Source organism: Terrabacter sp. 2TAF16 (assembly GCF_052115065.1).
GTDB lineage: Bacteria > Actinomycetota > Actinomycetes > Actinomycetales > Dermatophilaceae > Terrabacter.
Genome location: NZ_JBFRFZ010000026.1, coordinates 1 through 13,053, shown reverse-complemented (window position 1 = coordinate 13,053; position 13,053 = coordinate 1). Strand labels below are relative to the sequence as shown.

The 13,053-nt window shown below is 70.9% G+C and carries 14 protein-coding genes and 1 riboswitch; of the genes, 10 read left to right on the top strand and 4 right to left on the bottom strand.

The features are described 5' to 3' along the window. Positions 1-318: 318 nt before the first annotated feature. From AB4Z14_RS21700 to AB4Z14_RS21690, 3 genes are all read left to right on the top strand, one after another. Positions 319-1,917, top strand: a complete 1,599-nt coding sequence (locus AB4Z14_RS21700; protein WP_442277054.1) for a phytoene desaturase family protein — start codon at positions 319-321, stop codon at positions 1,915-1,917. After that, on the top strand, positions 1,914-2,360 hold the full coding sequence (locus AB4Z14_RS21695; RefSeq protein WP_442277053.1) for an SRPBCC family protein: 447 nt from the start codon (positions 1,914-1,916) through the stop codon (positions 2,358-2,360). Before AB4Z14_RS21700 ends, AB4Z14_RS21695 begins: the two co-directional genes overlap by 4 nt. A gap of 140 nt (positions 2,361-2,500) precedes the next feature. After that, entirely contained in the window at positions 2,501-3,430 is a 930-nt protein-coding gene (locus tag AB4Z14_RS21690; protein ID WP_442277052.1) for a hypothetical protein, read from the top strand. A gap of 27 nt (positions 3,431-3,457) precedes the next feature. Here the strand turns inward: AB4Z14_RS21690 and AB4Z14_RS21685 are convergent, their stop codons facing one another. Together AB4Z14_RS21685 and AB4Z14_RS21680 are read right to left on the bottom strand one after the other, a co-directional pair. Continuing rightward, positions 3,458-4,747 (bottom strand): hypothetical protein, encoded by a 1,290-nt coding sequence (locus tag AB4Z14_RS21685; protein WP_442277051.1) that lies wholly within the window; start codon positions 4,745-4,747, stop codon positions 3,458-3,460. Between the two features lie 284 nt (positions 4,748-5,031). Next, a complete protein-coding gene (locus tag AB4Z14_RS21680) occupies positions 5,032-5,262 on the bottom strand; it encodes a hypothetical protein (RefSeq protein ID WP_442277050.1) in 231 nt (76 codons plus the stop codon). 145 nt (positions 5,263-5,407) lie between these two features. Continuing rightward, a riboswitch (SAM riboswitch) is annotated at positions 5,408-5,520 on the top strand. 246 nt (positions 5,521-5,766) lie between these two features. On the opposite strand from AB4Z14_RS21680, the gene AB4Z14_RS21675 reads away from it, so the two are divergent. From AB4Z14_RS21675 to AB4Z14_RS21650, 6 genes are all read left to right on the top strand, one after another. After that, positions 5,767-6,324 (top strand): cysteine dioxygenase, encoded by a 558-nt coding sequence (locus tag AB4Z14_RS21675; protein ID WP_442277049.1) that lies wholly within the window; start codon positions 5,767-5,769, stop codon positions 6,322-6,324. Then, the gene (locus AB4Z14_RS21670) at positions 6,321-7,547 is read left to right on the top strand and encodes an LLM class flavin-dependent oxidoreductase (RefSeq protein WP_442277048.1); all 1,227 of its coding nucleotides are present in this window, start codon (positions 6,321-6,323) and stop codon (positions 7,545-7,547) included. The genes AB4Z14_RS21675 and AB4Z14_RS21670 overlap by 4 nt, the downstream gene beginning before the upstream one ends. Before the next feature lie 13 nt (positions 7,548-7,560). Then, positions 7,561-8,985: an NtaA/DmoA family FMN-dependent monooxygenase gene (locus AB4Z14_RS21665; RefSeq protein ID WP_442277047.1), complete on the top strand. Its 1,425-nt coding sequence runs from the start codon at positions 7,561-7,563 to the stop codon at positions 8,983-8,985. Further along, on the top strand, positions 8,982-9,590 hold the full coding sequence (locus AB4Z14_RS21660) for an NADPH-dependent FMN reductase (protein WP_442277046.1): 609 nt from the start codon (positions 8,982-8,984) through the stop codon (positions 9,588-9,590). Before AB4Z14_RS21665 ends, AB4Z14_RS21660 begins: the two co-directional genes overlap by 4 nt. 137 nt (positions 9,591-9,727) lie before the next feature. After that, positions 9,728-10,390, top strand: a complete 663-nt coding sequence (locus tag AB4Z14_RS21655; protein WP_442277045.1) for a Type 1 glutamine amidotransferase-like domain-containing protein — start codon at positions 9,728-9,730, stop codon at positions 10,388-10,390. Positions 10,391-10,573: 183 nt separating this feature from the next. Next, complete coding sequence (locus AB4Z14_RS21650; protein WP_442277044.1) at positions 10,574-11,134, top strand: dihydrofolate reductase family protein; 561 nt, start codon at positions 10,574-10,576, stop codon at positions 11,132-11,134. 573 nt (positions 11,135-11,707) lie between these two features. On the opposite strand, the gene AB4Z14_RS21645 is transcribed toward AB4Z14_RS21650, so the two are convergent. Beyond that, positions 11,708-11,983 carry a hypothetical protein gene (locus AB4Z14_RS21645; protein ID WP_442277043.1) on the bottom strand — a complete coding sequence of 92 codons (276 nt, stop codon included), beginning with the start codon at positions 11,981-11,983 and terminating at the stop codon, positions 11,708-11,710. A gap of 275 nt (positions 11,984-12,258) precedes the next feature. Here AB4Z14_RS21645 and AB4Z14_RS21640 point away from each other — a divergent pair, with 275 nt between their 5' ends. Then, complete coding sequence (locus AB4Z14_RS21640) at positions 12,259-12,903, top strand: TPR end-of-group domain-containing protein (RefSeq protein ID WP_442277042.1); 645 nt, start codon at positions 12,259-12,261, stop codon at positions 12,901-12,903. On the opposite strand, the gene AB4Z14_RS21635 is transcribed toward AB4Z14_RS21640, so the two are convergent. Beyond that, positions 12,900-13,053: integrase core domain-containing protein (locus AB4Z14_RS21635; RefSeq protein ID WP_442277055.1), on the bottom strand; the 154-nt coding region annotated here is incomplete at its 5' end. The two genes, AB4Z14_RS21640 and AB4Z14_RS21635, sit on opposite strands and share 4 nt — an antisense overlap.

Here is a 13,053-nt window from a genome sequence, read left to right as displayed (position 1 = left end):
ACCTCGTTCTCGATGTAGGTGTGCACGGTCAGCAGCTCGAGGATCGTGTCGACGACCTTCTGCTTCTGGACCGCGGTCTGGCCGGGCTTGCGGAAGGCGCGGAACTGCTCGCGCACGTCTTTGTGGTCCTGCTTGAGCAGGACGATGGCGTCAGTGGACATGGGCACTCCTTCGAGAGGGTGGGTGCTGCAGACGAGGGTTCGGCCCCGGGACGTCCAGCTCTGTCTTACCCACCTGCCCACGCATCCGGGACGCCGCTCATGGGTTCGTACAGCCCTGCACGGGGTACGACGAGCAGGAGGCGGACGAAGGGGCAGCGTGACGACGACGGATGCAGTGGTCATCGGCAGCGGACCAAACGGGCTCGTGGCGGCCAACCTCCTCGTCGACGCCGGATGGTCGGTCGTCGTGCTCGAGGAGCAGGACCGGCCGGGGGGAGCGGTGGCCAGCGACGACGCCGTCGCGCCCCGGCACGTGCACGACACCTTCAGCTCCTTCTACCCCCTGGCCGCTGCGTCGCCGACGATCCGCGGGCTCAGTCTCGAGGAGCACGGGCTCGAGTGGTCGCACGCCCCGTCCGTCCTCGGCCACTCCTTCGGTGACGGCCGGTGGGGGGTGCTGCACCGGGACCGGGCGGCCACCGCCTCGGCGCTCGACGAGGACGCACCCGGCGACGGCGAGGCGTGGCTGGCCCTCTGCGAGACGTGGGACCGCGTTGGCGACGACGTGCTGCGTGGACTCCTCAGCCCCTTCCCACCCGTGCGCGGTGGTGCCGGCCTGGCCCGTCAGGTGCTCCGACCGGGCGGCCTGGAGCTGCTGCGCGAGATGACGATGCCGGCCCGCAGCCTGACGGAGCGGCTCTTCCGCGGGGAGGCGGCACGGATGCTCGTGGCCGGCAACGCCGGACACGCCGACATCGGTCTCGAGTCGCCGGGTTCGGCGGCCATGGGCCTGCTCCTCGCGTTGCTGGGCCAGTCCGTCGGCTTCCCCGTCCCACGCGGCGGGGCCGGCCGCCTGGCGGCGGCCATGGTGGGTCGGCTCGAGTCGCAGGGAGGCGAGCTCTGCCTCGGCGAGCGAGCCGAGGGCGTACGCGTTCAGGGCGGTCGCGCGGTCGCGGTGCGGACCGCGTCACGCGAGATCCACGTACGCCGCGCCGTCCTCGCCGACGTGTCGGCGCCCGCCCTCTACGGGGGACTCGTGCCGTGGGGTGTCCTGCCGCCACGACTGCGCCACCGGATGGCGCGATTCGAATGGGACCCCTCCACCGTCAAGGTCGACTGGGCGCTCGACCGACCGGTCCCGTGGCAGGGCACACCTGCTGCGGCTCCCGGCACGGTCCACGTCGCGGACTCGATGGACGAGATGACGCTCACCGGGGGACAGGTGGCTGCCGGGCTCGTGCCCGACAAGCCCTTCCTCCTCGTCGGCCAGATGGGCGTCGCCGATGCCTCGAGAGTGCCGACCGGGGGAGAGGCTCTCTGGGCGTACACCCATGTGCCCCAACGGGTTCGGGGTGACGCGGCAGCCGGCCGGCCGACGGTCCGCGAGGTGCGCGGCACGTGGGACGAGGGTGACCTCGAGGCGATGGCCGAACGCATCGAGCAGCGCATCGAGGATCGGGCACCCGGGTTCCGTGACCGCATCACGGCGAGACGAGTCCTCGGTCCGCGCGAGCTCGAGGCCCGGGACGCCAACCTCGTCGGGGGAGCCATCAACGGCGGCACTGCGGGACTCCAGCAGCAGCTCGTCTTCCGGCCCGTCGCCGGCTCCGGTCGTGCCGAGACGCCGGTCCAGGGCCTCTACCTCGCGTCCGCCTCGGCCCATCCCGGCGGCGGCGTCCACGGTGCCTGTGGCGCGAATGCCGCACGGGCTGCCCTGTGGCACTACAAGATCCAACTGCCCTGGAGGCGCACATGAGCACCACGACACGGACCGTCCACGGCACACCGGAGGCGGTCTTCGACGTCCTCGCCGACGGGTGGAGCTACAGCCAGTGGGTCGTCGGCGCCTCCCGCGTGCGCGACGTGACTCCCGGCTGGCCGGCACCGGAGACGCACATCCACCACTCCGTCGGCGCCTGGCCGCTCCTCATCGACGACACGACGACCGTGCGGCGCTGTGAGCGGCCAGACCTGCTCGAGCTGACGGTGCGTGCGTGGCCGTCCGGTGAGGGCGTCGTTCGGATCACCTGCCGCGCGAGCGGGGCCGACACCGAGGTGACGATGGAGGAGGACGCGACGAAGGGGCCCGGGCTGCTCGTCCCGAAGCCGGTGCGCGACGTGCTGCTCGACCGCCGCAACCGGGAGGCGCTCCGGCGCCTGGCGATCCTCGTCGAGCGCGCCCAGCCGGACCCTGCCTGACGGTTCGGGTGGGTTCGGCGTGGGGGGGCCAGAGGGTGTTTTGCGAAACTTGCGGCAATCTTGCGAAACGCCTGCGCGAGTCTTGAGCAATCCGGACAATTCGGAGGGCTGGTCCCCGCCCTTCGTCACGGAGCTCTCACATGTTCAGCACCCCTCGTGCCCGCGCCACCCGCCTCGTCGCCGCGGCTCTCGCGCTGGCGGGCTCGGCTGCCGCGCTGGTCGCCCTGGCTCCGGGTGCCGCGGCAGCGCCCCGGGCCGGGACGGTGACCGCCGTCGCGTCCGCGGCGAAGGACACTCGGGCCATGTGGGTGTGGGACACGAGCACCCCCGCGGCCACCGTCGACCTCGCCGTGAGCGCCGGCATCGACCAGCTCTTCGTCGCCGTCCCGCCGAACCTCGCCACCTCGAGCCAGCTGCCGAACATCAAGGCGCTGAGCGACCGGGCCCGCGCTGCCGGCATCCGGGTGGATGCGCTCGGGGGCGACCCCGGCTGGGTCGACAACCCGACGTGGGTCGTCACCTACTGGCTCAAGCCGGCCAAGAGCTCGGGCCTCTTCACGGGCATCCACGTCGACGTCGAGCCCTACTCGACCTCCGCCTGGGGCACCGACCAGGCCACCGTCGTCAGCACGTACCTCGCGCTGCTCGACAAGCTCAAGGCCAACGCCGGCACGTACCCCATCGAGGCCGACATCCCCTTCTGGTTCAACACGATCCACGCCGTCGCCTCCACGGGGGCGGCCTCGACCCTCGACCGCGAGATCATGAAGCGCACGGCCGGCGTCACGGTGATGTCCTACCGCAACACCGCGGCCGGCACGGACGGGACGCTCGACGTCGCGACCCCCGCGCTCGCCGCCGGCGCCGCGCTCGGCAAGCCCGTGCGCCTCGGCCAGGAGACGAACTACCTCGGCGCGACGGCCGTCGACACGAAGCAGACGTTCTACGGCTGGACCCGCACCGCGATGGAGGCGCAGCTGGCCCAGGTGAACGCCGGCGCGAGCGCCTCTGCGACGTACGCCGGGCTGGCGATCCACGACGCCACCGGGTATGCCGCGATGGCCCCCTGACCGGGACCGGAGCAGGAGCGCGACGGCTCAGCCGCCACCGATCCGGCCGGCGATGATGCTCGTGATGATGACCGACGTGATCGTCACGGTCGAGAAGCCGGCGACGATCATCTTGGGCAGGATCTCGTTCTCGATCGCGGCCACCTCCTCGGGGGTCTCTCCGGCTCCCTTGGCGGCCTCCTGGGACAGGATCATCGTGCCCGGGAAGCCGTAGAGCGAGGTGAGCCCGATCGCGACGGACATCGACACGCTGTAGCCGAGCAGCTTGCCGACGAGAGCCGAGAAGCCCGCGATCCCGACGATCCCGAAGGCGAAGGCGATGAGCAGCGGCACGGCCAGCGCTGAAACGTCGCTGGGCTTCACCGTCGCCAGGGGTCCGAAGACGAGGATCATGATGGCGATCATCATGAGACCGAAGGCGTCGATGCCCGACAGGACCGACGGCTTGAAGATCCCCGTCGTGCGCAGGCCGATGCCGAAGAGCAGGGCCACGACGAACGTGTTGAGGATGCCGTCGGTGACGTTGTTGATGCCCAGACTGATGAGCACGACCACCCCGACGATGAAGAGGGTGCCGGCCGTCGTGCGGAGGGCGGCGGGCAGCTTCGTCTCCGGGACGGGCTCGGCGGGTGGCGTGGCGTCGCCCCCGCTGCTGCCGGCGTCGCCCTTGCTGCCGCCGCCATCGCCCCCGCTGCTGGCGGCGGCGGCCCCCGCGGCCACCACCGGCGCCAGCGTGCCCGCTCGGTACTCCTCCTTGAGCCGGGCGGCCTCGCGGCGCAGGATGATCGAGGTGAGCGGGAAGCCGATGAGCCCCTGGAGCGCGGCGATGAGGACGGGGAAGACGGCGATGCTCGTCAGGCCGACGCCGAGGGCCGCCTCCTGGACGATGAGGACCGAGATGGTGCCGCCGCTCAAGGCGCCGGTGCCGGCGATCACGAAGTCGAGAGCCTGCGCATAGCCGTCGGCCGCGGAGCCCGAGATCCGGGGCCCGAAGATGAATCCGGCCAGCAGCAGGGCAAGTCCGATGCCGATGACGGTGGCGATGCCGACGAGCAGCGTCTTCCACTGCTTCTTGAAGTCGTCGAGGCTGATCATGGTGCCGAGGTGGACGATGACGAAGCCGACGACGACACCGGCGAGCGCGAGCAGGCTCGAGCTCGCGAGGAGGTCCTCGGGGAAGATGTCGGTGAGGAAGCCGATGAAGAAGATGATCGAGGCGACGAAGAGCGAGGACAGCAGCGACTTCGTCTTCTTCGCGACGAGGTCGCTGACGGTCCAGACGAGCATGACGATGACGAACGCGAGCACCGGGTTCACAGCGGCCTCATCTTCCTCGTGGGCGGGCTGGTCGTCTCCCGATCGTGCCGGGGGAGCCGGGCGTGCCGATTCCCCCTCCGTGGGTGATCGGCACCGATCTGGTGACCCCGTCAGCCCTGCTGCCAGGCAGGGTCGCAGGAGAGCTCGACGTTGATCCAGGTGGCCACGGTCAGGCGGTGCAGCCGCTCGGTGAGGGCCGTCCGCAGCCGGTCGATGTCGGCGACGTCCCACTCGCCGGGTGAGACGACGTGTCGACCTCCACGTAGAGACGCCCCCGGTCCTCGTCATCCGCACGACCGGTTCCACGAGGCCCATCCCGGCGCACAGCTCGGTGACGGCCTCACGGGCCGGTTGCTCGATCTCGGGGGAGGCCTCATCTCGAGCAGCTCGCGCAGCATGGTCCGGACGAGGCCGACCGGGGCCGGGAGCACCATGAGTGACAGGACGATGACGAGCACCGGGTCGACGAGTGCTGACGCGGTGTCCTTGACGTCACCAGCGGGCAGCAGCGTCACGACGAGGAACCCGGCGAGGATCGCCGCTCTAGACGCCGCCCTTGCCCCGCCGAGGCCACGGACCCGACGGTCCGCGGCCTCGGCGGCATCTCAGGGAGTGGTCGCCCAGCTATCCCTACCAAATCAGTATGTTATCGTCTCTGCAGGTCATGAGTCCCAGCGACAAGCCCCGGCTTGCTGGGCGGCAACCCTCCTCCGCGGCGGGGTGCCCCGGGTGAGGACCAGGCGTCGACCTCCCGCTCGACGCAAGCGCGGGCTCGACGAGGGCCCCACGGACACAAGGGTTCCCATGACGCACACCACCGAACGCCGATCCCGCGGCCACGCCCTGTGGGCTCACCGCCGCCGGCACGTCGACCTCTCCCGGGTGAGCAGCGCCCTCTGTCGGGACTGACGACCAGACGACCGCATGCGCAGCGTCGGCGGCCCGACTGGGCCCGGCTGTGGCGTGCGGCGTCCCCGTAGTCCGTCTCGACCCACCCTCACACCTTCAGGAGCCTTGCCATGCCTCTGCGCACCCGCCCCGACCGGACCACCACCCTCACCACGCTCTCTGCGCCCGGCACCGGGACGCCATCGACGTTCGCACCACGGATCGCCGTCAACCTCGCGGAGACGGCTCGGCGCCTCGCGGGCGACCGTGCCCTCTGGGCCGGCCTCGTCGACTTCGACCCGATCAGCCGCTACTACGCCCGGATCGCCGCCGAGCCCGACCACGAGGCCTGGCTGCTCACCTGGCTCCCCGGCCAGGGGACGGAGTGGCACGACCACGGGCAGTGCGCCGGCTCGTTCGTCGTCCTGCAAGGACAGCTGAGCGAGCGCGTCGCCGATCTGGACGGTCCCGACCGGACCCCGCAGGTCGGTGAGGACGTCGGCCGTCTACGGGCCGGCCAGCAGCGCACGTTCGGACGTCGCTACGTGCACCACGTGAGCAACGAGGGCCCGGACCCGGCGGTGAGCCTGCACGTGTACTCCCCGCGCCTCACCGAGATGACGACGTACGCGCTCACCGGCAGGAGCCTCAGTCCCATCGAGCTGCAGCAGAAGGGAGTCGACTGGTGACTGGCCTCACTCCGAACGCCGCGCAGATCCACCTCGCCGTCGCCCTCGACGGTGCGGGATGGCACCCGGCAGCGTGGCGCGAGAAGGGCGCGCGGCCGGACGACCTCCTCACCGCCCGCTACTGGGCCGACCTCACCTCCACGGCGGAGCGGGGCCTGCTCGACTTCGTGACGATCGAGGACAGTCTCGATCTCCAGTCGGTGGACCCCTTCTCCGACGACGTCGACACGCGCACCGACCAGGTGCGCGGGCGGCTCGACGCGCTCCTCGTCGCAGCCACGGTCGCCCCCCTGACGCGACACGTCGGCCTCGTCCCGACCGTCACGACGAGCCACACCGAGCCGTTCCACGTCTCCAAGGCCGTCGCCACCCTCGACCACGTGAGCCACGGTCGTGCCGGCTGGCGGGTGCAGGTGGGTGGCACACCCGGCGAGACCGGCAACGTCGGTCGTCGCACCCTCCCCGCGATCCGACGGGACTTCGCGTCCACCCCCGAGGGCCGCGCTGCCGTGCGCGATCGCTTCGACGAGGCTGCCGACCACGTCGAGGTCGTCCGGCGGCTCTGGGACAGCTGGGAGGACGACGCCGAGATCCGCGACGTCACGACCGGGCGCTTCGTCGACCGGGACCGGCTGCACCACGTCGACTTCGAGGGCCGGCACTTCAGCGTCCGCGGCCCGTCGATCACCCCGCGACCGCCACAGGGGCAGCCCGTCGTCACCGCCCTGGCGCACCAGACGACTCCGTACGAGCTGGCGGCCCGGTCGGCGGACGTCGTCTTCGTGACGCCGCACGACGACGAGCAGGCCGCGAGCATCCTCGGCGAGGTCCGAGGAGCAGAGGCGCGGGTCGGGCGCGACACCCATCCCCTCACGGTCTTCGCCGACCTCGTCGTGGTCCTGGGGAGCACGACAGAGATCGCCCGGACCCGGCGACGCCGGCTCGACGAGGCCGCGGGGTCGCCCTTCAGGTCGGACGCCCACGTCTTCACCGGCACCGCTGCCGACCTCGCGTCGCTCCTGCTCCGTTGGCACGACGCCGGCTACGACGGCTTCCGGCTGCGTCCGGCCGTCGTCGTCGACGACCTCGTCGCCGTCGTGGACGAGCTCGTGCCCGCGCTCCAGCGCGCTGGGGCCTTCCGGACGGCATACGACCCCGGCACGCTGCGCAAGCGCCTCGGCCTGCCCGTCGCCGTGAACCGCTACGCCGCCGCGTCGGCGTGAGAAGGGAGCTCCCATGACGCAGCACCGCAAGCAGGTCATCCTCGGCGCCCACTTCCCGGGGGTCAACAACACGACGGTGTGGAGCGACCCTGCCTCGGGTAGCCACATCGACCTGTCGTCGTTCACCCACTTCGCGCAGACGGCCGAGCGCGGCCGGTTCGACTTCCTCTTCCTCGCGGAGGGGCTGCGGCTGCGCGAGCAACGCGGTCGGATCCACGACCTCGACGTCGTCGGCCGGCCCGACACGTTCACCGTCCTCGCCGCGATGGCTGCGGTGACGCAGCACCTCGGTCTCGCCGGCACGATCAACACGACGTTCAACGAGCCCTACGAGGTCGCGCGCCAGTTCGCGACCCTCGACCACCTGTCCGGAGGACGCGCCGCGTGGAACGTCGTCACGAGCTCCGACGCCTTCACGGGTGAGAACTTCCGGCGTGGAGGGTTCCTCCCGCACGCCGAGCGTTACGAGCGCGCCGAGGAGTTCATCGCGACGGCCCGCGAGCTGTGGGACTCCTGGCCGGTCGACGCGGTGCGGGCGGACGGGGCCGACTTCCTGGCCGATGCCTCCGCGGGGACCTTCGAGCACCGCGGCAAGCACTTCGACGTCGCCGGCCGCTTCAGCGTGCCCCGGAGCCCACAGGTCCATCCGGTCGTCCTGCAGGCCGGCGACTCGAGCGACGGTCGCGAGCTCGCAGCGCGCAGTGCGGACGCCATCTTCAGCCGCCATTCCACCGGGGACGGCGCGCGCGAGTTCTACCGCGACGTCAAGGGCCGGCTCGAGCGCTACGGTCGGCGGCCCGACGCCCTCAAGATCCTCCCGGCTGCCACGTTCGTGCTCGGTGACACCGATGCCGAGGCCGTCGCCCGGGCGGCCGAGGTGCGGCGCCAGCAGGTGAGCCCGCAGACGGCGATCCTCCTGCTCGAGCAGGTCTGGAACCGCGACCTGTCCGACTACGACCCCGACGGCCCGCTGCCGACCGTCGACCCGATCGTCTCCGAGGCGTCCTCGATCGTCCGCGGCCGTGCCCGGCAGGTCGGTGACCCCGCGGCCGAGGCGGCCCGCTACCGAGCCGTGGCCGAGGCCAAGGGGCTCAGCATCCGCGAGGTCGTCATCGAGCTGACCGGTCGCCAGACCTTCGTCGGCTCACCGGAGACCGTGGCCCGCGCGCTCGAGGACGCCGTCGCGACCGAGGTCAGTGACGGCTTCATCCTCGTCCCGCACATCACCCCGGGCGGACTCGACGAGTTCGCCGACCGGGTGGTGCCGCTGCTGCAGGAGCGCGGCGTCCTGCGGCGCGACTACGCCGAGGGTGCCACCCTCCGGGATCACCTCGGCCTGGGTGCAGCACGGTCCGCATCCAACTGGGGGACAGGGGTCTCGGCCGCTCACGGCGCGTCGACCGAGCCCTTGAGGACCGGCGTCGGGGCCAGCGCGTGACGGCGGCGGCTGCAGCCGTCGGCACGGCGGTCGAGGTCGTCGAGCTCGTCGGCAACCCGCGGGTCGGCTCGCGCACGCGAGCGCTTGCGGACCTCGTCGTGCGTTCGCTCGCCGAGACGGTGGAGGCGGACGGACGAGCCGCACCGGACGGCATACGCCTGGGGGTGCCCGTCGTCATCGAGCTGGGCGAGGCGGTCGGCGTCACCTTCGGGGCCGAGGTGGCGCGGGCATCGGCTCCCGTCGAGGACCCGTTCGGTGTCGTGAGGCGCGCCGGGCTGCTCGTCGTGGCGACCCCGACGTACAAGGCGACCTACAGCGGGCTGCTCAAGCTCTTTCTCGACCAGCTGAGCCAAGGCGACCTCGTGGGGGTCGCGGCGGTGCCGGTGGCGATCGCCGGCGCGCCCGCCCACCGCGACGCCGTCGCGACCGCGCTGCACGACCTCCTCGTCGAGCTCGGCGCCGACGTGCCCGCGCCCGCCGTGGCGCTGCTCGAGAGCGAGGTCGCCGACCAGGGGGAGCACGTCCGCCGCTGGGTGGGCACGTATGCCGCCACGCTGGGTGCCAGCCTCGGCCGCGCGTCCGAGCCGGTCGGCACGCAGACGTGAGCGAAGCGGGCGTCACCCTGCATGGTTCCGGCCGACCGCCGGTCTGTGTGTACGGTGTCGACACCCGTCAACGTCCGGGGCGCCTCCGCCGGCCCGTTCGTTGCCCCAGAGTCGAGCCATGCCAAGGAGCCCCAGCGATGAAGCTGCTTCTCACCTCGGGCGGCGTCACGAACACCAGCATCCGCGATGCGCTCGTCGGCATGCTGGGCAAGCCGATCTCCGAGTCTGCCGCGCTCTGCATCCCGACCGCCCAATGGGGGCACCCCATGTGCGGGCCGCGGTCGGTGCACAGATTCGTCACGGGCGGGGACCCGGGAGACGCCATGACCTCGCTGGGGTGGAAGTCCGTGGGTGTCCTCGAGCTCACCGCCCTACCCACCATCGGCACGGAGCGATGGGTCGAATGGATCCGTGAGGCCGACGTCCTGCTCGTCGACGGCGGCGATGCCGCGTACCTGTGTCACTGGCTGCGGCAATCCGGCCTGGTCGACCAGCTGTCCTCCCTGCCCGACACGACCTGGGTCGGAGTGAGCGCCGGGAGCATGGTCATGGCACCCCGAATCGGTTCGGACTTCGTCAAGTGGCCGGCGGCCAGTGACGATCGGACGCTGGGGCTCGTGGAGTTCGCGATCTTCCCTCACTTGAACGCTTTTCCGACGAACACCCTTGCGGACGCGAAGCAGTGGGCCGCTGAGATCGGCGGCCCGGCCTATGTCATCGACGAGCAGACCGCCATCAAGGTCATCGGCGACTCTGTCGAGGTGGTTTCCGAAGGCGAGTGGCACACGTTCGGGCTGTAGGGCATCGGTCAACCCAGGCGGGAGGGCGGCAACGGGTGGCCCACTCTCCCTCAGCCCTGTGTACGGCCGATTCCGATCGTGGGGCGGAGCTGGCGGCCCCTGAACATCGTTGGTGGCCCGCCCGGGGGAGTTTGAGTACGGTCCGGTGAAGACGGGCTGCGCGCCTCAAGGGAGAGCAACGAGATGAGACCACTCCGATACTCGATCAACGTCACACTCGACGGCTGCTGCCATCACGAGGCGGGGCTACCCCCGGACGAGCAGTCGATGCGCTACTGGACCGCTGAACTGGAACGAGCCGATGCCCTGCTGTTCGGCCGGGTGACCTACGAGATGATGGAGTCGGCGTGGCGCCAGCCGGCCACGGGCACCTGGCCTGACTGGATGGATGAGTGGCAGATCCCTTTCGCCGAGACCATCAACCGGACGAAGAAGCACGTCGTGTCGGGCACGCTGAGCGGGGTCGACTGGAATGCCGAGCTGGTGCGAGGCGACGTGGGGCACGCGGTTCAGCGGCTCAAGCAGGAGCCAGGCGGGGGGCTGTTCGTGGGTGGCGTGACGCTTCCCCTGGCGTTGGCAGATCTGGGACTGATCGACGAGTACGCGTTCGTCGTGCAGCCGGTCCTTGCCGGACACGGGCCGACGTTGCTCGCCGGTCTGCGCGAGCGCGTCCAGCTCGAGCTGGTGGATCGTCAAGAGTTCCGGTCGGGTGCGGTCGCCCTGCGATACCGGCCCAGGCCGTAAGGGCTTCACGTGATGTGGCCGCCTGAGAGCCAGTGAAACCGGTGGACCAGTCGTGACACCGGTGCTCTGGCAGGACGCCGGAAGTCGCCGTTCAGACGGAATCCCGGACCGGCTCAGTGGGGACCGTGAGGGCATCTGAGGACTGGCAGGTCCTTCGCGTTGCGAGGCCTTGAGCGTCAGACGACCCGACACCGCTGTTGCCGTGATGAGCGCCTGACAACGTGCGTCGGAATTGTGCCCCCAGAGACCGTCGTAGGCAGCAGGCCGGTCACGGCGAACCGGACCGACAGGGTCCCCCCGAGCGGCGACGAGCCCCGCCCCGAGCAGCGTCGTGAAGGCCGCGACCACCCGTGCTGCCGGGCCGGTGCGCATCCGAGCGGCCACGGCTTCGACCTGGAGGCTCGACCCGAGCAGGATCAGGGCGTACGTCGAGGCCGAGACGGCGGCGACGTGAAGGAGGAAGACGTCGCTGAACGCGGCGCCGAAGGCGTAGTAGGCGTAGTTGCAGATCCCGTGGAAGAGCAGGCCGAGCCACACGGCGACCGACGTGGCCGAGGCGCGGGTTGCGCTGAGTTACAAGCTCAGCGCGAGCGCGGGCACGATGACTGCCAGCGTCACGAGGTCATTGCCGCGTAGTGCGGCTACCGCCCAGCCCTGCTCGGGGTACAGGCCAGGCACGAGCAGTCCCAGAAGAGACTGGACGAGCATCAGGGCGAGGGCCAGGACCGACAGCACGCGGGCAGCGGTCAGTCGCGGGCCCGCGCGCAGCAGGGCGATCGCGCCTCCGAGGGGTGATCCTGTGCCCCGGACCCTCTTCTCGGCCCGACCGGCGACGCGCTGGGCAGCCATGGGCTACCCACCTCCTCGGCGACGAGGCGTGCGCTCGAGCGGCGCCCCTCAGCGCGCTCCGCGCACGCCTCTTGCTCCACGGTAGCCCGTGGGCGAGGCAACCCGAGCAGCCTTGTCGGCAGCCTCACACGAGGCACGGATACCCGTCGTGCGACTGCCGATGAGCGGCTCTGGCAGGGAGAGTGACCTGCGGTTCCCGCAACCTTCCGGACGCCGACCGTCCGGGAGGGCCCGTAACGTTCCAGGCAACGCTCGCCACGTGAAGGAGCTGGGCCATGGCCGGCTACGCAATCGCCCACCTGGATGAGATCGATGAGTTCAGCGACGCAGGGGCCCACTACCGACCTGTCCGCCATCACCTGGGCATCTCGGCCTTCGGGGCCACGGTGTGGACCGCCCGCACGGCGGGTGACGTCCTCATCAACGAACACGACGGAGACGATCCGACGGCTGACCAGGAACTGTTCCTCGTGCTGCAGGGCCATGCGGTGTTCGAGGTCGACGGGGACCGGGTCGACGCGCCGACCGGCACCCTGGTTTTCGCTCCTCCCGGCACCAGGCGCAGGGCCTCAGCCGTCGAAGGCGACACGACCCTCCTGGCGATCGAGGGCACGCCGGGAGAGGCCTACGCGGCCAGAGGTTGGGAACTGTGGGCTCCACTGGCCCCCCGGTACCAGGCGGGGGAGTATGCCGAGGTCGCCGCCCGTCTAGCAGCGTCGGTCCGTGCCAACCCGCAGTACCCCATGTTGTTCTTCAATCTCGCCTGCTGCGAGAGTCAGTGCGGTCGGACGAGCGAGGCCCTCGAGCACCTCCAGCACGCCATCGAGCTGTCGGACGAGTTCAGGGAGTCGGCGAGGAACGACTCCGACCTGGATCCGATTCGAAACGAGCCGGTGTTCACGGAACTGATGCGGCCCTAGCTGTACTGACCCGACAGGTTGGTTAAGCGGGTGATGGGTGGCTTGTTCCCGCAGGCGGTGTGGGGTCGGTGGTGGTTGTACTCGTGGAGCCATGCTGGCAGGGCCGCCCGTCGCTCGTCCTCTGAGGTGTAGCAGTGGGCGTATCCCCAG

Coding starts and splice junctions, on each gene's coding strand:
- AB4Z14_RS21695 (WP_442277053.1), top strand. CDS start 1,914: ATGAGCACCACGACACGGACCGTCCACGGCACACCGGAGGCGGTCTTC.
- AB4Z14_RS21690 (WP_442277052.1), top strand. CDS start 2,501: ATGTTCAGCACCCCTCGTGCCCGCGCCACCCGCCTCGTCGCCGCGGCT.
- AB4Z14_RS21675 (WP_442277049.1), top strand. CDS start 5,767: ATGCCTCTGCGCACCCGCCCCGACCGGACCACCACCCTCACCACGCTC.
- AB4Z14_RS21665 (WP_442277047.1), top strand. CDS start 7,561: ATGACGCAGCACCGCAAGCAGGTCATCCTCGGCGCCCACTTCCCGGGG.
- AB4Z14_RS21655 (WP_442277045.1), top strand. CDS start 9,728: ATGAAGCTGCTTCTCACCTCGGGCGGCGTCACGAACACCAGCATCCGC.
- AB4Z14_RS21650 (WP_442277044.1), top strand. CDS start 10,574: ATGAGACCACTCCGATACTCGATCAACGTCACACTCGACGGCTGCTGC.
- AB4Z14_RS21645 (WP_442277043.1), bottom strand. CDS start 11,983: ATGGCTGCCCAGCGCGTCGCCGGTCGGGCCGAGAAGAGGGTCCGGGGC.
- AB4Z14_RS21640 (WP_442277042.1), top strand. CDS start 12,259: ATGGCCGGCTACGCAATCGCCCACCTGGATGAGATCGATGAGTTCAGC.